Source organism: Gottfriedia sp. NPDC056225, from assembly GCF_042267765.1.
GTDB lineage: Bacteria > Bacillota > Bacilli > Bacillales > Bacillaceae_G > Gottfriedia.
In genome coordinates, this window is record NZ_JBHJTJ010000001.1 from 326,897 (window position 1) to 346,534 (window position 19,638).

Sequence of the window (19,638 nt, forward strand, 5' to 3'; positions counted from 1 at the left end):
TAAAATCCGTTTACTGTTTTTAATATCGTTTTCCACTCTACAAAAAGCAATTTGAGTATCTTCAATCGAATACGCTTATCTTCTTTTAGCTCCTGCTATTTCTTCAATCATTTCAATTACTTTCTTTTTCTTCTCATCAGGGTTTGTATAGATTAAATCGTAAGGGAAAAATAACTTAGAATCGAATAGTTCTTTCCCTGTTATTCCATCGACTAGCTCTGATTTACGGGAGATTTCTTTTAAATCACCGTTCGTTTGCAACAATAATATTGGCTTCTTACCGTCTTCTTCACCATATCTAAAATAATCATAAGCCTCATCTGAGATCGTATCAATGACTAAATAATATTCTGAATCAATATCTATTTCTAAAAATAGCTTCTTTAGTTCAGCAAATTTTTCAGTATGAGTTTGTGTGTCAAAATCGACATATTTAAATAAATTTCGATTCAAGAAACGTTGGCATAGATCGCTCAAGATTTCGTCGGATTCTTCTTGCCACACTTGAAAATAATACAGGAGTACAGATTCGTCTAATTTAATATATTCGTCTAAATCAATCTTCCCTTCAAAAAGATGATCGAAATGAACTGGTACATAATTAAAATGATAACCTGCCTCATGTAAATATTTAGCTCTTTGTAATATTTTTAGTAAAATTGCTTCAGCACTTCTAGACGCTGGATGAAAATAAACCTGCCAATACATTTGGTATCGACTGATTAAATAATGCTCAACGGCATGCATACCTGATTGTTTAATAACGACGCCATCAGGACGAGGACGCATAATTCTCAATATACGTTCCATATCGAAATTACCATAGCTTACTCCAGTGTAATATGCATCTCTAAGAAGATAGTCCATACGATCTGCATCAATCTGACTTGAAATCATACTTGTAACGAGCTTATTTTTCGAAGTTTTCTCAATGATTTCCGAAACCTGCTTAGGAAAGTCATCCCCAACCTTTTTTAAAATTTTATTAATTTCCGTTGAACCCTCTATAATTTCTCTAGTTAACTCTTCATGGTCTAAATTAAATATCTTCTCAAACGTATGTGAAAAAGGTCCGTGACCAACATCATGCAACAACCCAGCACAAAGAGCTAATAAACGATCATCCTCATTCCATTCAGGACGGCCTGAAAATACATCATCTACCATTCGCCTTATAATTTCATAAACGCCAAGCGAATGAGTAAATCGACTATGCTCAGCTCCATGAAACGTAAGATATGTAGTACCGAGCTGCTTAATTCTTCTTAGTCTCTGAAATTCCTTAGTCCCAATTAAATCCCAGATAACTTGATCTCTTACGTGTATATAACGATGTACTGGATCTTTAAATACTTTTTCCTCATATAGCTTTTGGAAACGATATGTCATATGTTGGCCCCCTTTCAATATGTACACTATTTCTTTATATGCTAAATTACTTGTTATCTGAACATGTCTCTTTTATTTCTATAATCAATAGTAAGCGACACTTTTTATTGTTCTAATCGTTGCGAAAGATTTCTCCACATTTCAATCTATTATATCAAAAAAACGCTCCTAAAGATGAAGGAACGTTTAATTCTTACCTAGTTTTGACTTTATCTTAACAATTAGATCATCTTCGTTTGGTGCAGATAATGGACGGTTATTGACAAAGCAAAACGATTTTTTTCGTCCTGGTCCACAATAAGATTGGCATCCGATTTTAACCTCTGCATCTTCATCTATTCGTTTTAAGCGAGGGACTAAAGTCTTAATATTCGTCGCCTGGCAATCATCACATATTCTAAATTCGTTTGACATTTTCTTTTACAATCCTTTCTGTTCTTTATTGAACATACTTAGCAGTAATTTTACTCGTTCCCAAAAAGACATGCAAGTTTTCCTAATAAATCACACTCAAATAGTATTCTACTATTTTTTGTATAGTTTTCTATTTTTTTGTCCAAACTTCTATTATTCAGCTAGAAATTAAATGAGTTAACAATTGAATAAAAGAAAGTTGAGGGGAAATTTCTATGATGAAATTAAGACAAGATGCTTGGACTGAAGAGAATGATTTACTTTTAGCGGAAACTGTTTTACGCCACGTGCGCGAAGGAAGCACTCAGTTGAATGCCTTTGAAGAAGTTGGCGATGTTTTAGAACGTACTTCTGCCGCATGCGGTTTTCGTTGGAATGCTGTAGTTCGTTATAATTATGAAAAAGCACTACAATTAGCAAAAAAATTCCGCAAAGAAAAGCTTCGACACGCTAAAGGCGAGGATGCTAAGAAAAAATTATTATATACACCTTCTGAATCTAGTTATATACAAACAGATGTATCTAGTAATTTTGATCGTTATTTAAATGATGAGCAAGATTTAGAATATGGTGTTGAACTTGATCAAGAATTTGGATCTTTTGTGGAAACTAATGATCAATTTGAAACAGACGATGAGGTTTTACATGATGAAGAACCGAAAACTGAAATCTTTTCAAATATTCCTTTAGTACAAAATCAATACCAAGCACAGGCTTCATCACCTTCACCAAGTAATACAAGAAAAAGCTCAATTACAATGTTTGATGTCATTCAGTTTTTACAAGGCCTTTCTAGTAATCAAATTGGTAGTGATCGCTTAGTCCGTGAGAATGATCAGTTAAAAAGAGAGCTTATGCAATTACAGGAACGAAATTCACAGTTACAGAGACAAGTAGAAAAACTTGAAAAAGATGCTACTACTGTTCAAGAAGACTATGAAACAATGATGAAAATAATGAATCGCGCTAGAAAATTAGTATTGTTTGAAGAGGAAGAGAAACCAGCAGCAACATCCTTTAGAATGGATAAGAACGGAAATTTAGAAAAAATTGCAGAATAACATAATCTGTAGAAAAATAGAGAAACGAGTTCTTAAATTAAAACTCGTTTCTCTATTTTTAGTTATAAAATATATTTACGGGTAGTCCCTATAATCTATTAATTTCCTAAAAATGACTTTTTAAAGAATGCTAGCTGTTTATCGAGTGTTACAGGATCACTAAATGAAGCGCCGTTTCCAGGCATTTCATATACGTGATTATTTTTTACAGCAGGTATCGACTTAAATGTGTCTGTCTTTTTGAAAGAAATATCTGCATTTGCATACTGACTTATAATAATATAATCTCCCGCATACTGTGGTAGTACTTCTGTGGAAAGCGTATAATATCCGTCCTTTAATGCTACTTCTTTTACTTTTTCAGGCATTTTTAATTTCATAGCTTGATAAAGTATTTCAGTTCCACGAGCCCAGTTATTGCCGAATACGTAAAGCTGCTTATCATATGATTCGAATACTGATACTGTAGCGTCTTGACCAATTTTAGCGCGAATATCATCTCCAGTTTTTTCAGCGCGTTGCTTGAAGTCATTAACCCAGCTTTTCGCTTCTTTCTCTTTGTTTAAAAGCTTACCAATTTCTACATGCTGTGATAAATAGTCTAATTTACCCCATGTGTAAGTCACTGTTGGAGCAATCTCTTTCAATTTATCAATATTTTTAATATTTGATAATCCAATAATTAAGTCTGGCTTTAATTCAATAATTTTTTCTAGATTATCATCAGATACTTCCGCTACGTCTTTTAATTCCTTCTTAAAGGTTGGATTATTCTTTGACCAAACATCTACCCCAACGACATTAACTCCTAGGGAAATAACATTACCAGTAAAACCTGATAGTAGAATCACGCGTTTTGGATGTGTAGGTACATCAACAGGTCCTGTTTCAGATTGGTATGTAAATGTTTTTACGTGATCGTTTTTACTTGTCGTACTAGCCTTCTGATCTGAAGAATTATTGCTACATGCACTTATGATTAATACAAAAACTAAAATAAACGGTAATAATAACTTTTTCATTTGTTTCTCCTTTTTACGAAAATTTATCCACTTTGAATTAATTGATAACGATTATCATTTTCATTACTTAATTTACTATAATTTGTATTTTATGTATTGTCAATTAATAGTTAATTTTTAGAATATGAAGTTTTTTTACTTAGTTAAAAATCATGCTAAAATAAGGAAACAAACGCATAAACTCTAAGGGGCTTTATTTAATGAATCAATATTTAAATCGATTACAAAATGATGAAATACGCTTTATAGACGGCTCAACGTTAGGTCCTTCCTTTGAAGCAAAACAATCTTTTGCATTAGATGACACATTATGTACAAAAATTGGAAGACTGGAGTCTCCACCAACAATCAGAACATGGGTGCACCACAATACTATTGTTCTAGGTATACAAGATACTAGATTACCGAATTTAGTGAATGGTGTTAATTATCTTAATAGCCAAGGTTATACAGCAATTGTACGAAATTCAGGTGGGCTTGCTGTTGTATTAGATGAAGGTGTTTTAAATATTTCAATAATCTTTCCAGAGGCTGAGCATAAGCTTCAAATTAATGACGGTTATGAAATGATGTATGCACTAATTCAAGATATGTTTAAAGACTTAACTGATAAAATAGTCGCAAAAGAAATCGTTGGATCTTATTGTCCCGGAGATTTTGATTTAAGCATCGATGGAAAGAAATTCGCAGGGATTTCTCAACGCCGTATACGTAAAGGCGTTGCCGTCCAAATATATTTATGTGTTAACGAGAGTGGTTCAAAACGTGCTTCCATTGTCAAAGACTTTTATGAGATAGCGATCAATAACCAAGAAACTTCATTTAACTACCCTACCATTATGCCAAATACAATGGCATCACTTAGCGAGCTATTATCAGCTGAAATTACCGTTACAGATACAATGAAGAGACTGTTACAATCTCTAATTAAATTAACCCCTAAACTAACTCCTAGCTCTTTATTTGGTGATGAAATAGATTTATATAATTACCATTTGCAGCGAATGATTGACCGTAACTCGGAATTGAGTTCGATGCAAGAATGTTAAGAGAAGGATAAGAATGTAAAAGAACCACAAGATTACTTTTTCTTGTGGTTTTTTGTGTTCAAATTTAGTTCCTATCTCCATGCCATCAAACTAAAAAAGAGTGCTCTAAAGTCCAATGACTCCCGAGCACTCTTTCTATATATCAAAGAAAAATATCAGGTCTACCCTTACAGTGACTGAGCAGCAGTAATAATTGATAATTTATAAACGTCTTCACTGTTACAACCACGAGATAGGTCATTAACAGGCATATTTAGTCCTTGTAAGATTGGTCCGATTGCTTCGAAATTACCTAATCGTTGAGCAATTTTATAACCAATGTTTCCTGCTTCTAAGCTTGGGAATACGAATGTATTAGCATCACCTTTAATAACTGAATCTGGTGCTTTACTTTTTGCTACAGATGGTACAAACGCAGCATCAAATTGGAACTCACCATCTAAAGTTAATTCAGGTGCAAGTTCTTTTGCAATTTTAACCGCTTCAGCAACTTTTTCAGTTTCAGGTGATTTTGCTGAACCTTTTGTTGAAAAGCTTAACATTGCAATTTTTGGTTCAATATCAAATAATTTTGCTGTTTTTGCACTTTCAATAGCAATTTCAGCTAAGTCTTGGCTATTTGGGGCAATGTTAATCGCACAGTCTGCAAATACGTATTTTTCATCTTCACGAACCATAATAAATACACCTGATGTTTTTGTAACACCTGGTTTAGTTTTAATAATTTGAAGTGCTGGACGTACTGTGTCTGCAGTTGAATGTGTTGCACCACTAACTAGCCCATTCGCTTTATTTGCATAAACTAGCATTGTTCCGAAGTAGTTCGGATCTAATAGTGCTTTACGTGCTTGCTCTTCTGTTGCTTTTCCTTTGCGACGCTCAACAAAAGAAGCAACTAGTTCTTCCATTTTTTCATAAGTAGATGGGTCTAAAATTTCTACTCCTTGAAGCTCTAAGCCTAAACTACTTGCTTTTTCTTTAACGCTTTCTACATTACCTATTAAAATTGGTTTTAGTACTTCTTCTTTTGCTAGTCTATCAGCTGCTGTTAAGATTCTCTCATCTAAACCTTCTGGTAAAACAATTGAAATACCTTTACCTGATACTTTTTGCTTAATGCTTTCAAATAGATTACTCATAATAGCCTCCAACATATTTAAAATTATTTTATTTGTATATAATTAGAATAAAACCTTTTTAGAGTAATGAAAAATATAATATATTTAATAAAGCGCTATCATTTAAAGTAAATTAATTCCTAATTTTCTAAATAAATTAGGTTACTGTATAATTTTGTATGTTTTTACAAAATACTTTTAATTGTAGTATGCTATATAAATGAAAATCAATACGATAACGTTTGGGGGATTTAAAATGAGTGAAGCTGCAAAAACTTTAGATGGTTGGTATTGTTTACATGACTTTAGAAGTATGGATTGGCATGCTTTTAAACAATTAAGCAGTGATGAGCGTCAATTAGCGATCACAGAATTCCAACAAGTATTCTCAAAATGGAATCAAGTTGCCGATGCTGGTGAAGGTAGCCATGCTATTTACAACATTTTAGGTCAAAAGGCAGATATGATGTTTATGGTTTTACGACCTACTATGGATGAATTACTACATATTGAAACAGAAATAAACAAAACTACACTGTCTCAATTTATGATTCCTACTTATTCATACGTTTCTGTAGTTGAATTAAGTAATTACTTAAGCGAAGAAGATGGTGATCCATATCAAAATCCTCATGTTCGCTCTAGACTTTACCCTGCATTACCAAAATCTCAGTATGTATGCTTCTATCCAATGGATAAAAAGCGTGAAGGTGAAGATAACTGGTACATGCTTCCTTCAGGAGCTCGTAAAGAAATGATGTACAGCCACGGAAAAATTGGACGAGGTTACGCTGGAAAAGTTAAACAAATCATTACTGGTTCAGTTGGATTTGATGATTACGAGTGGGGCGTTACACTATTTGCTGAAGATGTACTTCAGTTCAAAAAATTAATTTATGAAATGCGCTTTGATGAAGTAAGTGCACGTTATGGTGTATTTGGTTCATTCTTTGTTGGAACGATCTTAAAAGAAGACGCATTCTCAAAATATCTTTACGTATAATTGAATACTTAGGGTATCCTCTATATACGATCAGTCATAGTATATAAATTAAAAGACTTCTCTTTTTGAGAAGTTTTTTTATTTCCCTTTTGGAAAAGGTGTCATATGTTTCTTTCAATTTTAATATAGTTACAGTAGTGAACGAACTAATTAGTCCTCGCTTTCCGATCACCTTTTGGGATTCGTGCAGAGTATTTAATTCGGATGAGGAGGCTTTTTTATGGCTGTAATTCGTTATACCGAAGCTGAAGTTTCATTGCTTGCAAGATTAATGCGTGCTGAAGCTGAAGGCGAAGGTAAAGAAGGTATGTTAATGGTTGGAAATGTCTGTGTTAACAGGGTTTTATGTGACTGCTTAGATTTTAGAGATATTCGGAGTCTAACAGATATGGTTTATCAGAATCCTGGTGGTTTTGAAGCCGTGCAAAAATCATACTTTTATCAACGTGCACGCGATCAAGATATTGAACTTTCTAGAAAAGTAATAGCAGGACAACGTTTTTGGCCTGCAACTTATGGCCTATGGTTCTTCCGCCCGGCAGGCTCATGCCCAGGAACTTGGTTTAACCAAAAACTAGCAGGAAGATATAAGTCACATTGCTTTTACCAACCAACTTCTCAAGATTGTCCGAAAGTTTACAGTGTTTAAAATGATTTAACTAAGGGAGGTTTTTTCTTTGAGTAATCCTTTCGAATATTATCAAAATATTTATCGTGCGGCTCAACCTACCCAGGGACAAGGGCAACAAACTGGGCAAGGGCAAGGATTTGCAGCTCCATCAGGTGGCATGATCACTCAGCAGGGTCAAGTTACCACCCCGGCTGGTCTTTTTGAACAATCCTATGTAGAAAATATACTTAGAGCTAATCGTGGGAAAATTGCTACTGTTTATATGACATTCACTGGTCACCAACAACAAGTATTCGTCGGGTATATTATGGGAGCAGGACGTGATCATATTGTACTCAGAGATGTAAATTCAACGAAAACTTTCGTATTACTGACAATTTACCTAGACTACGTCACATTTGACGAAGAAATAGCTCTCCCTTATCAGCTTTAGAAAAAAAGTGTTCAATACAGTGCAAAATCGCACTACTATTGAACACTTTTTTTATTTCATAACTGAAATTCCTACTAAGATCCAAGCAACTAAAAATGCTAATCCTCCTAACGGAGTAATTGCACCTAGTATTTTAATGCCAGATACACTTAATATGTACAAGCTTCCAGAGAATAAGATTATTCCTATTACCGATAACCATCCCGCCCACATTAATTGAGTTGATGATCCATATTTATCAATTAAAAATGCAATAATAAATAATCCACCTGTTTGGAACATTTGATATTGAACAGCTTTATGCCAAACTTCTAGTGATTTTTCAGAAATTTTCCCCTCAAGTCCATGTGCTCCAAAGGCACCTAATGCGATAGATAAAAATGCAAAAATACTACCAAACAAGAAAAATAATTTCACTTCTTCTCCCCCTATATCTTAAAAATCTAATAATGATCCGCCTTGTTCCGAATCATCCATTTTAGGCATAACAGACGGCTGAGACATAAAAGGCTGACTTGGTATTGATTGAATAACATTACTAGTTATTACACTTTTGATAACCTCTACACTACTCTCATCTTCAAGAAGTAGCTCGCATAAAGAACGAATACTCGCTATTCTTTCTCGAAATTGACCTGGCATTTGTGTATTTACTTTCGCCTTTTGTAACTCATTTTCAATTTGCTGGATTACTTTTTCTACACTGATATTCAGATAAATCACCACCAAACTTTTTTAACACAATCCAATAAACCATATTATACTATGGCTTTTTTATGAAAGCGAATAACAACCTAATTAAGCACTATTTTAGTGGAACGGTGGTATACTAAAAAGGTTAATTTTAGGAGGTATTATTTTGGACTATAAAATGATTGTATTAGACATCGATGACACACTTTTGACAGATCATCATGTGATTTCTCCACGAACTAAAGAAGCTTTACTAAAAGCACAAGATATAGGTGTTAAAGTAGTATTAGCTTCTGGTAGACCAACATTTGCAATGCATAAGTTGGCAGAAGAGCTATTACTTCATGATTATGGTAGTTATGTTTTATCATTTAATGGTGGAATTATTACTGACTATCGAACTAAAAATAATGTTTATGAATGCGCATTAACAAAAGACCAAGCCCATGAACTTTACGAAATTAGTAAAAAACATAATGTGTTCGTTCATACATATATTGAAAATGATATTATTACTGAACAAGGCAATCAATACACTGATATTGAAGGCGAGCTTACAGGTATGCCTATTAAAGAAGTAAGTAGCTTCACCGGCCATGTGCAAAAAGACGTAGTAAAATTATTAATGTTAGAAGACCCAGAAAAACTGGCTCAAGTTGAAAAAATTCTCCAAAAAGAGCTCGAAGGTAAAATCAGCGTCATGCGTTCGAAACCATTCTTCTTAGAACTAACGAATATTGAAGTAGATAAAGGAAAAAGCCTTAATCATTTAATTCAAATCCTAGGAATTCGCCAAGATGAAGTCATCGCTGTAGGTGACGGATATAATGACCTTCCGATGATTAAATTCGCAGGTCTAGGTGTAGCGATGGGGAATGCTCCTGAAGAAATTAAGCAACAAGCAGACTATGTAACTGCCACTAATAATGAAGATGGTGTGGCACAAGTTGTTGAGAAGTTTATACTGAATAATCAATAATGATGTGATCATAGTAAACGTATGATAACCCGCAAGAATGATGGGTTATCTTTTTTTATGTACTGAAATTTTGAGTGTTTATCATCTTGTTAACGCGAACACTAGGTGAACAATATTGATAAAGTTGTGAACCTCGTTGATATATGGCTAGATCTCGTTGATATAGTGTTTAATCCCGTTGATATATGGTCAAATCTCGTTGATATTTCGTATACTCATGAGATACCCGCTTAATTATTAGTGTGAACACCCCTCTCCTACACAAGTACAAGCATCTTATCAACAAATATTATGGTTTTATCGATAAAACTTTCTATTTTATCAACAAAAATAACTACTTTATCAATAAAGTTCACAGGTTTATCAACAAAATACACAAAGTGTTCGCGTTCCATGCGGAATCAAAAGAAGCTGCCTCATAAGACAGCATCTTTCTTGATATTGATATATCTATTTTACTGCCCAATCAATTGCTTCCATTTTGAACTCTTCTAATTTTTGATTAATTTGTGAAAATGGTTTACTTCCAAAGAATCCTCTACTAGCAGATAATGGGCTCGGATGGTGGGCTTTTAATATTGCATGACGGCTACTTGTAATTAATTCTTCTTTTGCTTGGGCGTGTTTTCCCCATAGAACGAAAATAATCGGACGTTCGTGTTTATTTAGTTCAGATAAGATTGTATTTGTAAATACTTCCCACCCTTTATTTTTATGCGAGTTGGGTTCACCTTCGCGAACTGTTAGAACTGTATTCAATAACAAGATGCCTTGGTTTGCCCAATTATTTAAATAGCCACTTGTTGGGATGTCTATGCCTAAATCACTGTTTAGTTCTTTATAAATATTTCTTAAAGAAGGTGGTATTTTTACTCCTGGTAATACAGAAAAGCTTAATCCATGCGCTTGACCTGGTTGATGGTACGGATCTTGTCCTAAGATGACTACTTTACAATCTTCATATGAACATTCATTTAACGCTTGAAATAAATGATCTTTCTCAGGATAAATAGTTTGATTCTTATATTCTTCTTCTAGAAAACGCATTAAATCTTTAAAATATGGTTTGTCAAATTCTAATTTTAATTTTTCTCTCCACTGTGACGATAGTTGAAGCAATGAAATACCACCTTTCCTGACGAAATTTCCCGAGAAATAGTCTTTATTTGTTGTTTATTGTCGTTGTCCTCAGCTCAATAGAATAGTTGAATTAATAAAATTGCTAATAGTATTTGAAAGCCTACAATACTCAGTGCGTATAGAGATAGTAATTTCCCTTGTTTAATAATTCGTTTTAAATTTACGTTCAATCCTATAGCAGCCAGTGCAATAATTTCAAGCAAGTGACTTGTATTATTAGAAATAGTTGCAGCCCAACTTGGTAGCACTCCTAAACTATATAAAACACACAGGATCACAAAACCAATTACATACCAAGGAAATTGGATTCTTACTTTTTCACTTGAGTCCTCAGTAGATAAGTTTCTTCTCTTTATATTCGATAAACTGAACACTACAAAAACAAGAAAAACTACACGAATTAATTTAAATAAAGTCGCATAATTTTTTACCTCATCGTTCACCAAACTACCGCTGGCAACAACTTGACCAACTGATTGTAAGGTGCTCCCGATTAACGCAGAAGTCGGCAAAGTTTGCGAGTGATATAAAACAGAAGCGATAACAGGCAGGATAAACATCAAGACTGTTCCCATCATATTTACAAGTGTCACAGCCAAGCCTTTTTCTTCTTGAGTAGCATGAATTGCAGGAGCTGTAGCACCAATTGCTGATGAGCCACATACTGCATTTCCACTTGCCATTAAATAACTAAAGTTCAATCCAAAACCTAATTTTTCGCCGATCCAAATCGTAAAAATGATCACAAAACACATTTGAGTTACGATTAAAATAATGCCTTTTAAACCCAATAAGCTAATCATTTGAACACTTATAGTTGCTCCTAATAAAAAAATTGATATCTCCAATAATTTACTTTCTGCAAACTTTCTACCGCCTTCAAAATAAGACTTTAAGTGAACAGTATTACCGATTAAAAGCCCTATTAGAATTGAAAATGTAGCTGCTCCAATTGGCAATATATAAGAAAGTGATTGACTAACAAGCGCGATAATAAGACAAATAACTAACCCTGGAATAATCTTCAAAACAATCCCCATAATAATCTCCAAGTTTTCAATATAATATTTAATTCTATCTTTCATTATTATGTAACGAAAAAAGAAATTCGACAATATTCTTGCCGAATTTCCAAATTTATCATATAAAAAATTCACTCTTCATTGTAGCTTGAAGATTCTACAATGTACTGAGGTCTTCTTTTTGCTTCATAATATGTCTTTCCTAAATATTCGCCTAATACACCAATCATCAATAGTTGGACTCCTCCAAATAACATAATGAAATTGGAAATTGTATATAAGCCAGGTATTCTAATCCCTACCAAAAGTACTTTAAAACTCATCATAATAAAGATCACAAGACTAATGCCAATTAATAGTAAACCAATTTTAGTTAACAATCTCAATGGCCTCGTATTAAAACAAAGAATATACTCAATGGACCTTTTCATAGAATCAAGCTTCTTTACTTCTGACTCTTTATTAATTATTCTTGACGTGATTTCATACTCGATTTCTTTTATTTTAAATCCAATCCAATTAAACATACCTTTTGAATAACGATTTGATTCAGGCATACTTAAAATTGCATTAACTACTTTTCTGCTTAACAAACGAAAGTCAGATTCATTTTGCAAAATGTCAGGATCAACAAATTTTCTAATGAATTTCTCAACAATGCCTTTTTTCGCTTTTTTTAGAACTGAATTCTCTAATTTTTTTGAAGCAAGTACATGGTTATTACCCTTTTGGTATTCATCCATCATCTCAAGAATAACGTTTGGTGGATGTATAAAGCTTCCATCCATTAACACGACTACCTCACCTTTCGAGTGTTCAAGACCAGCGTACAGTGCACCTTCTCTTCCAAAGTGACGAGTAAACGAGATATATTTCAAATGATTGCTATGGTTTGCAACAACTTGAAGTGCTAATAATGTATCATCTTCACTTCCATCGTTTATATATATAATTTCATAATCGTCTTTAAGTAATTTTAATGTATTTGATAAGTTAACGTGAAATCTTTCTAAATTTTCTCCACTGTTATAACAATAAACTACAACTGATATTTTCAAACTAAACACCTACTTCTCCTAAAAGCTATGAAATGATAACTTTTATCTATGTTATAGCACTTGGCGAAACAGTTCAATCATTTTCATTCCAATTTGTATTTTTTGGAAACTAATGAATGAGTTTACTTTTTTTAGAAAGATCCACTATTTTACTAGCTCTTTTATTAATTGGCGCTTTAAAAACTACACCTATTATAATTGCAATAATGACAAATAGAGATAGTGTCAGAAGATCCCTTTGAACAGTATTCCAAATGATTCCACCGGTAGCCTCTCTTAACAAGCTTAGTGCATAAGTAAACGGTAAAAATGGGTTGATTTTTTGGAAAAATGGCGGAGTTACTTGAATTGGGTAGACTCCCCCAGCACCAGATATTTGAAGAACTAGGAAGATTATACCGATGCCTTTCCCAACGTTACCAAAGACCGAAACAAGCGTATAAACAATCAATGTAAATACGATGCTAATCAATAGTGCGAAGAAAATAAAATAACCTTTACTTGCTGCATATGTTCCTAAAATTAGGAAATTGCCAGTAGTTACGACTAGTGTTTGAAATATACCAATCGAAATGAAAGTTAATAATCTCCCAAAGTAAATTTCTCTACTTTTATAAGATTTCTCTTCATGAACTTCTGTGGTTAATAAAGAAACCATTAATAATGCGCCTACCCATAATGACAAAGTAGTATAAAATGGTGTCATTCCTGTACCATAATTCGGTATTGGGAACATCCGCTCTTTCTTTATTTCAATTGGACTTGAATAAAAGTCACTTACCTTTTCGATATCTGTCCGAAGAAAATTTATTAAATCCTCGATACTTCCTTTTTCTTCGGCTTTTCTAATCTCATTAGCTAATTTTTTAATTTTTGTTTCAATCAGAGGGAATTCATTAATTAATTGCTGTATATCACCCTTTTTTGTCTCTAATAAATGGGATGTATCAGCAAGTACCCCTTTAATGGTCGGTATATTTTTTTTAGCATCAGTCAATATCGTCTGGCTATTTTTAATGGATTCATTCACTAATCTCGATGCCTCATTTAGCTTTGGCACAAAATCTTGGTCAAAATTTGAATTTAAACTCGCTAACGTATTATTTATATTATTTGCACGTTCACTCATTTTCTGAAGTAAATCTGTAGGCACATTGCCCCCGTTTTGAATTTCCCTTTTTATTTGATCATTTTCACTTTGAATTGTCGCTAGGTCTGCATCCAATTGTTTTAGTGAGTTAATATCTTTATTGAAATTTACTGTAGTATTTAGACTATTAAACGATTGAAGCACTTGAATTAAAGAAGGGATTATATTTCTTGAATTTGGAATAATTTGTCCCATTTCATCTGATAGCCTTGTTGACTCATCATGATTAATACCCTGATTCTGTATTTGTGATAAAGTGCTTTGAATGACAGCTGATTGGCCATGGAGTAGATTAAGAGTCTGTTTAAAAAATGGAATTGCATTATGTATCGATTGATTAACTTGATTAAAAAATCCATTTAAACTACCAGTCAGCTTCTCACCGTTTGAAACGATCTGATTGATCAATTCAATATCTTTATTAGCTGTTTGAATGACTCCTTGTACTTTACTGTAATCATTTAATGCCTTATTTACCTCAGATTTTATTTCAGGCAAGTCTTTTTCTAGCTTAAAAACCATTCGCTCAAATTGTTTTATTTCAGGTAAGTTCGTTTGCAAATCAATTCCTATTATATTAAATTCCTGTAGTACTTCTTTACTGACGGTCTTTTCAAATTTCTTTGTAATCTCGCTCGCAATACCCGTTGCACCTTTCTCTGTATATTTAGGAGCAATAATATTAAGCTTTTCATTTACTTGATAAATAAGTTCAGGTTTTTTGGGATTATCTGTTAATACCGTACTAATTTTCTCGGAAAAATCTTTCGGAATCATAATGCTAGCATAATATTTTCCTTGTTTGACCCCTTCATTTGCCTTATCCCTGCTTGTAAATCGCCAGCCAAGCGTAGGACTTTCTTTTAATGAATTAATTACTTCATTTCCGATATTTATCTTATTATTTAAAACAGTTGCACCACTGTCCTCATTTACGACAGCAATCTTTAAGCCCTTCGTATTTCCATACGGATTCCACGAAGACTTTATATTAAACCACGCATACATTGAAGGCATGATAATTAAGCCAGCGATAATCATTAAAGCTGCCCAATTAGTCACAATTCGTTTCACATCACGAAAATAAATTTCAAAAATTGAATTCATCTATAACTCACCTAATCTTAAATAAAGTTTTGAAAGTACTTAGAATGAAGGAGTTTGGCTAGGAAAAGATTTAAAAAAAACCAAAACAATCTCCACATTCTTTCCTTATTGTTCTTCTTTTCTTCCTGCCTTGGTTTAGAAAAAAAATTAATTTCATATAGTATGCAATAAAAAATTCATAACTATTCTAGGAAGCAAGGATAGGAGAAATCAAAAATAGCTTAATAAAAAAAGACCTTCGCTTTAAATTAGCGAAAGTCTTCTAAATAGGTCCTTATCTTAAGTCTACTCCCATCTAAACGTACGAGCAGCGATTAAGAAGCTTACAACCATCCAGACGCATAACCAGCCGAAGTCAGGGAGTAGATCTCCAAAGGTTGCTCCGACATTCATAATATCTCGCATCGCTGTTGATAAATGCGTAATCGGAATTGTTTTTATAATTGGCTGTAAATATTCCGGCATATTATTGATTGGGAAAAATACTCCACCTAAAAACATAAGCGGGAACGATAAGAAACCTGCAATTGGCCCAGCACTTTCTGGACTTTTTGCTAGACTTGCAATAATAAAACCAATACTCATAAACGTTAATGTGCCTAATATTACAAACAATACAACTAATAAAAATGACCCTCGAATACTGACATCGAACCCAAAATAGCCAATTAATAGCGTTAAAATTGCTTGTAAGCTATTTAATATTAGTCTAGCTGTTATTTGTGCTGCAATAAATGTAGAGGCCCTTAATGTAGTGCCTTGCATCCTTCTTAAAACGCCTCGCTCTCTCCACGATGCAATTTGGCCTGCGACACCATTCATATTGTTATTCATGATTTGCATTGCAATAATTCCAGGTACTAAAAAATCTAAGTAAGAAAGTGTAATCCCGGCTACACCTTTAAAGTTTGTAACAATTTTTGGCGTGTATCCTGCCATTTGTTTACTTGCGGCATCCACATTCGCTGTAATTGTAGCAATTCCCCCTTGGAGCTGGGCCGAATTACTTTCGTTATAAAGTACTTTTAATTGTGCAGGTGCAGTTTGTTGTTTAGACTTCACCTGGTCTTGAAAGCCTTTGTTAATGACGATAACAAAGTCTGTTTTTCCGTCAGATAATAATTTTTTTGATTTTAATTCATTCGTTTTTTTATGAATTTTTAGCGATTTCTGGCTATCCAAAACTGCAGTGATCTGTTTACTTGCTTGAGATTTGTCATAGTCAATTAAATTTACTGAATAGCTAGTTGTATTCCCATCGTTAAATATTAGTCCGAAAATAATCATAAAGAAAAATGGAAACAGTAGTGTCCAGACTAAGGCTTGACGATTACGCACATAAATTCGAAGTTGTGCTAAAGTCAATTGATAATAAGCCTTCATTCTTCACGCAACCCCCTTCCAGTCATATGTAGGAATACATCCTCAAGAGTAGCGGTTCTTGTTGATAAATCAGAAATCGTCATATCTTCTTGTTTTGTATACTCTAATAAAGCCATTAAAGTAGCTTGAAGATTACGCGTATACAATGTAACGAAATCATGATTTATGACAACATTCATTACACTATCTAAATGTGTAAACTTATCTTCTTGCTCTGGCGATTTAGTTTTAAATTCAATCGCACTTTCAGCCGAGATTGAACTAACTAAATTATTTGGTGTATCAAGGGCAATTAATTTTCCTTTATCCATAATGCCGATTCGATCGGCTAATACATGAGCCTCATCCATGTAGTGAGTTGATAATACAACTGTTTTACCGCGTTCTTTTAGCTTTAAAATGATGTCCCATAATGTTCTGCGAGCTTGTGGGTCAAGTCCTGTAGTTGGCTCATCTAAGAATATAATTTGAGGGTCATGAATCAACGCTAACGCGATCGCTAATCGCTGCTTTTGCCCTCCAGATAGTCCTTTTACTAGACTATTTTGCTTTTCGGTTAATAGCATTTCATCAATCAATGGTTGAATTGGGATATGACTTGGATAGAAGCTAGCATACATCTCAATGATTTCTTTTACTTTTAACAAATCGAACAAAGATGTCGACTGAAGCTGTATACCAATCTCTTGTTTTATTTTATTTGAGTCCTTCCCAATCTTATGCCCTGCAATCGTAGCAGCTCCTTCATCTGGCTTTCTTAAGCCTACAAGCATTTCCATTGTTGTAGATTTGCCTGCTCCATTTGGGCCAAGCAATCCAAAAACTTCACCTTTTTCAACTTCAAAACTAATTCCATCTACTGCATAAAAATTTCCATAACGCTTTTTAAGGTTTTCAACTTCAATAATTGAACTCATTGTTTTATCTTCACCTCGTCTAATTAACTATTAAAAAGAATGAAATTTCTTTTTTTAATCAGCCTGCTAAGTATATAATGCAAAATTTAATTTATTTGTCGAAAAAGATAAACATTAATAATTTTTAATGATAAAATTACATTTTTTTCCATCTATTCTTATTCCATACTATACAAGACTTCTAAAACAATTAGTACCATTTATGTAATAATCATTTACATTTTATAACTTTATTGTAACGTCCATGTTGTCACTCTGTAATACTCATCGTTTACAATATGTTGGACATAAAACAAATAAAATGGCTATGTTTTTTGTGTTGGTATCTTTTACACGGCCATAAAAACAAGGTGATAAAAATGAGAATAGAACGTGAAAAATGGTTGGATGTTGCCAAAATGATCGGTATCTTTTTGGTTGTTTATGGTCATTCTACAGAAGGTCCGAATTCTATTACTTTTATTTACTGGTTCCATATGCCCCTATTTTTTATTATTAGTGGCTATTTATTTAAACCAGTTAATTCTGTCAGTGAACTGAAATTTTTTATTAAAAAACTAACTTGTAGATTGCTGGTACCTTATTGTACGTATTTAGTACTATTTAGCTTATATGACATTACAACAGAGGTGCTTAGAGGTACGATTAGTGCTTCAAACTTATCAAATGAAGTCATTTCATTATTAATCGGTGGTAGATTTATTACAGGAGTGCATGGCGTATTCTGGTATATAACATGTTTATTTATTACACAAATACTGTTTGCGTTAATCTGTTTATATTTTAAAAAGAATATTGTTCGCCTTTCCATTGTGATCGCTTGCTATTTAATTGCGCATTTTGAAACAATTAAATTAATTCCACATATCGGTAAAAACACCTTTAATCAAATTTCGATTCCATGGAATATGGATGTGGCTTTACTAGCGATATTCTTTTTAGGACTAGGTTTCTTTGCAAAAAAATTTATTGCATCTATTTCTAGCTTCATTGGTATTTCATGTATCTCGCTAAGCATTTTATATATGACATTATATAAAATGAATAAATTAGACTATCATTTAAGTCTTAAATATTTAAGATACGATCATTTATTTTTAGATGCGTTAATTCCAATTACGATGACCATTGCAGTGTTATTTTTATGCCAAAAGCTCGCGAAGCTACAATTCGTACAACCATGCACAATCTTTGGTAAAGAATCACTAACAATTATGTACATCCATATTTTTGCGAATGCTGTTATTTCACAGTTTTTCGATTATGGTCCGTTATTGTACACAGTCATTGGTTTAGCCGTTCCTATGTTGACTAAGAAATTTATTATTGAATCTCAGCCTACGATAAAGCCGTTCTTTATTGGTTTAAATGTAAAGCGTAAGCAAAATTTAAAAGTAAGAACAGCATAAAAAAAATAGCCCGAGGGCTATTTTTTTTATTTTAAAGTAACAACAGCTGCATCAGTACCTTTTTGAACTGAGCCTGAAGCTGTAATATTAATATTTTCTAGTACATCTCCATTTGTAAAGATCACCGGAGTAATTGTACTCTTTGCGTTTTCTTTTATGTAATCAATGTTGAATGTTAATAGGTGATCTCCAGCATTAACATTTTGTCCTTCAGTTACATGTGCGTCGAAACCTTCACCGTTAAGTTTAACTGTCTCTAATCCAACATGAATTAAAATCTCTACGCCATCTTTTGAACGAATTCCAATCGCATGTTTTGTATGGAATACTTGTACAATTTCTCCGTCAAAAGGAGCAACAACAACACCTTCTGAAGGTGTAATAGCGAACCCATCACCCATCATTTTTTCAGCAAATACCGGATCTGGTACATCAGATAGTGGGTGTACTTCTCCAGTTAATGGCGCTTTAATTGCAACTTGTTTAGCTGCAGGAGCAGATGCTTGAGTAGTACCGTCTTGCTGTTCTTCCTCTAAACCGAACATTTTCTTTAGTTTGTTAAACATAAAACTCACCTTTTCTTTAAAATAGATTCCAATCTTATCATTATCTTTTCATAGAAAATAATACTAATTATCCTAACAGAAAAAACACTTTTTT

The 19,638-nt window shown here is 33.3% G+C and carries 20 protein-coding genes; 7 read left to right on the forward strand and 13 right to left on the reverse strand.

The window, feature by feature from the left end; translation table 11 throughout:
* Positions 1-75: 75 nt before the first annotated feature.
* Complete coding sequence (locus tag ACFCYN_RS01555) at positions 76-1,389, reverse strand: HD domain-containing protein (protein ID WP_375947095.1); 1,314 nt, start codon at positions 1,387-1,389, stop codon at positions 76-78.
* Between the two features lie 186 nt (positions 1,390-1,575).
* Entirely contained in the window at positions 1,576-1,803 is a 228-nt protein-coding gene (locus ACFCYN_RS01560; protein ID WP_172446475.1) for a YuzB family protein, read from the reverse strand.
* 218 nt (positions 1,804-2,021) lie between these two features.
* Here ACFCYN_RS01560 and ACFCYN_RS01565 point away from each other — a divergent pair, with 218 nt between their 5' ends.
* A complete protein-coding gene (locus ACFCYN_RS01565) occupies positions 2,022-2,864 on the forward strand; it encodes an RsfA family transcriptional regulator (RefSeq protein WP_172447738.1) in 843 nt (280 codons plus the stop codon).
* A gap of 98 nt (positions 2,865-2,962) precedes the next feature.
* Here ACFCYN_RS01565 and ACFCYN_RS01570 read toward each other — a convergent pair whose 3' ends face one another.
* On the reverse strand, positions 2,963-3,886 hold the full coding sequence (locus ACFCYN_RS01570) for an iron-hydroxamate ABC transporter substrate-binding protein (protein ID WP_172446476.1): 924 nt from the start codon (positions 3,884-3,886) through the stop codon (positions 2,963-2,965).
* 200 nt (positions 3,887-4,086) lie between these two features.
* On the opposite strand from ACFCYN_RS01570, the gene lipL reads away from it, so the two are divergent.
* On the forward strand, positions 4,087-4,935 hold the full coding sequence (lipL, locus tag ACFCYN_RS01575) for an octanoyl-[GcvH]:protein N-octanoyltransferase (protein WP_375947098.1): 849 nt from the start codon (positions 4,087-4,089) through the stop codon (positions 4,933-4,935).
* A 167-nt stretch (positions 4,936-5,102) separates the two neighbouring features.
* On the opposite strand, the gene pta is transcribed toward lipL, so the two are convergent.
* Positions 5,103-6,074, reverse strand: a complete 972-nt coding sequence (gene pta, locus ACFCYN_RS01580) for a phosphate acetyltransferase (RefSeq protein WP_172446478.1) — start codon at positions 6,072-6,074, stop codon at positions 5,103-5,105.
* Positions 6,075-6,309: 235 nt separating this feature from the next.
* On the opposite strand from pta, the gene hemQ reads away from it, so the two are divergent.
* The 3 genes from hemQ to gerQ all read left to right on the forward strand — a co-directional run bounded on the left by hemQ (position 6,310) and on the right by gerQ (position 8,120).
* Entirely contained in the window at positions 6,310-7,056 is a 747-nt protein-coding gene (hemQ, locus tag ACFCYN_RS01585) for a hydrogen peroxide-dependent heme synthase (RefSeq protein ID WP_098118989.1), read from the forward strand.
* 220 nt (positions 7,057-7,276) lie between these two features.
* Positions 7,277-7,705 carry a cell wall hydrolase gene (locus ACFCYN_RS01590; protein WP_098118990.1) on the forward strand — a complete coding sequence of 143 codons (429 nt, stop codon included), beginning with the start codon at positions 7,277-7,279 and terminating at the stop codon, positions 7,703-7,705.
* A 28-nt stretch (positions 7,706-7,733) separates the two neighbouring features.
* Entirely contained in the window at positions 7,734-8,120 is a 387-nt protein-coding gene (gene gerQ, locus ACFCYN_RS01595; protein ID WP_375947101.1) for a spore coat protein GerQ, read from the forward strand.
* A gap of 51 nt (positions 8,121-8,171) precedes the next feature.
* Here gerQ and ACFCYN_RS01600 read toward each other — a convergent pair whose 3' ends face one another.
* Complete coding sequence (locus ACFCYN_RS01600; RefSeq protein WP_375947103.1) at positions 8,172-8,537, reverse strand: DUF423 domain-containing protein; 366 nt, start codon at positions 8,535-8,537, stop codon at positions 8,172-8,174.
* A gap of 18 nt (positions 8,538-8,555) precedes the next feature.
* Positions 8,556-8,843, reverse strand: coding sequence for a YwdI family protein (locus ACFCYN_RS01605; protein ID WP_375947105.1), 288 nt, complete (start codon positions 8,841-8,843; stop codon positions 8,556-8,558).
* A gap of 136 nt (positions 8,844-8,979) precedes the next feature.
* Between ACFCYN_RS01605 and ACFCYN_RS01610 the strand changes: the two genes are divergently transcribed.
* Positions 8,980-9,792 carry a Cof-type HAD-IIB family hydrolase gene (locus tag ACFCYN_RS01610; RefSeq protein WP_375947107.1) on the forward strand — a complete coding sequence of 271 codons (813 nt, stop codon included), beginning with the start codon at positions 8,980-8,982 and terminating at the stop codon, positions 9,790-9,792.
* Between the two features lie 450 nt (positions 9,793-10,242).
* Here ACFCYN_RS01610 and ACFCYN_RS01615 read toward each other — a convergent pair whose 3' ends face one another.
* The 6 genes from ACFCYN_RS01615 to ACFCYN_RS01640 all read right to left on the reverse strand — a co-directional run bounded on the left by ACFCYN_RS01615 (position 10,243) and on the right by ACFCYN_RS01640 (position 17,569).
* Positions 10,243-10,911: a uracil-DNA glycosylase gene (locus ACFCYN_RS01615; RefSeq protein ID WP_375947109.1), complete on the reverse strand. Its 669-nt coding sequence runs from the start codon at positions 10,909-10,911 to the stop codon at positions 10,243-10,245.
* Positions 10,912-10,985: 74 nt separating this feature from the next.
* The gene (locus ACFCYN_RS01620) at positions 10,986-11,972 is read right to left on the reverse strand and encodes a YeiH family protein (protein ID WP_375947111.1); all 987 of its coding nucleotides are present in this window, start codon (positions 11,970-11,972) and stop codon (positions 10,986-10,988) included.
* Between the two features lie 113 nt (positions 11,973-12,085).
* The gene (locus ACFCYN_RS01625) at positions 12,086-13,021 is read right to left on the reverse strand and encodes a glycosyltransferase family 2 protein (RefSeq protein WP_172446483.1); all 936 of its coding nucleotides are present in this window, start codon (positions 13,019-13,021) and stop codon (positions 12,086-12,088) included.
* Between the two features lie 100 nt (positions 13,022-13,121).
* Complete coding sequence (locus ACFCYN_RS01630) at positions 13,122-15,269, reverse strand: YhgE/Pip family protein (protein WP_375947113.1); 2,148 nt, start codon at positions 15,267-15,269, stop codon at positions 13,122-13,124.
* Between the two features lie 285 nt (positions 15,270-15,554).
* On the reverse strand, positions 15,555-16,652 hold the full coding sequence (locus ACFCYN_RS01635; protein WP_172446485.1) for an ABC transporter permease: 1,098 nt from the start codon (positions 16,650-16,652) through the stop codon (positions 15,555-15,557).
* Positions 16,649-17,569: an ABC transporter ATP-binding protein gene (locus ACFCYN_RS01640; protein WP_375947116.1), complete on the reverse strand. Its 921-nt coding sequence runs from the start codon at positions 17,567-17,569 to the stop codon at positions 16,649-16,651. Before ACFCYN_RS01640 ends, ACFCYN_RS01635 begins: the two co-directional genes overlap by 4 nt.
* 359 nt (positions 17,570-17,928) lie before the next feature.
* Here ACFCYN_RS01640 and ACFCYN_RS01645 point away from each other — a divergent pair, with 359 nt between their 5' ends.
* The gene (locus tag ACFCYN_RS01645) at positions 17,929-18,978 is read left to right on the forward strand and encodes an acyltransferase family protein (RefSeq protein ID WP_375947118.1); all 1,050 of its coding nucleotides are present in this window, start codon (positions 17,929-17,931) and stop codon (positions 18,976-18,978) included.
* A gap of 26 nt (positions 18,979-19,004) precedes the next feature.
* On the opposite strand, the gene ACFCYN_RS01650 is transcribed toward ACFCYN_RS01645, so the two are convergent.
* A complete protein-coding gene (locus tag ACFCYN_RS01650) occupies positions 19,005-19,544 on the reverse strand; it encodes a PTS sugar transporter subunit IIA (protein WP_375947120.1) in 540 nt (179 codons plus the stop codon).
* Positions 19,545-19,638 lie beyond the last annotated feature (94 nt).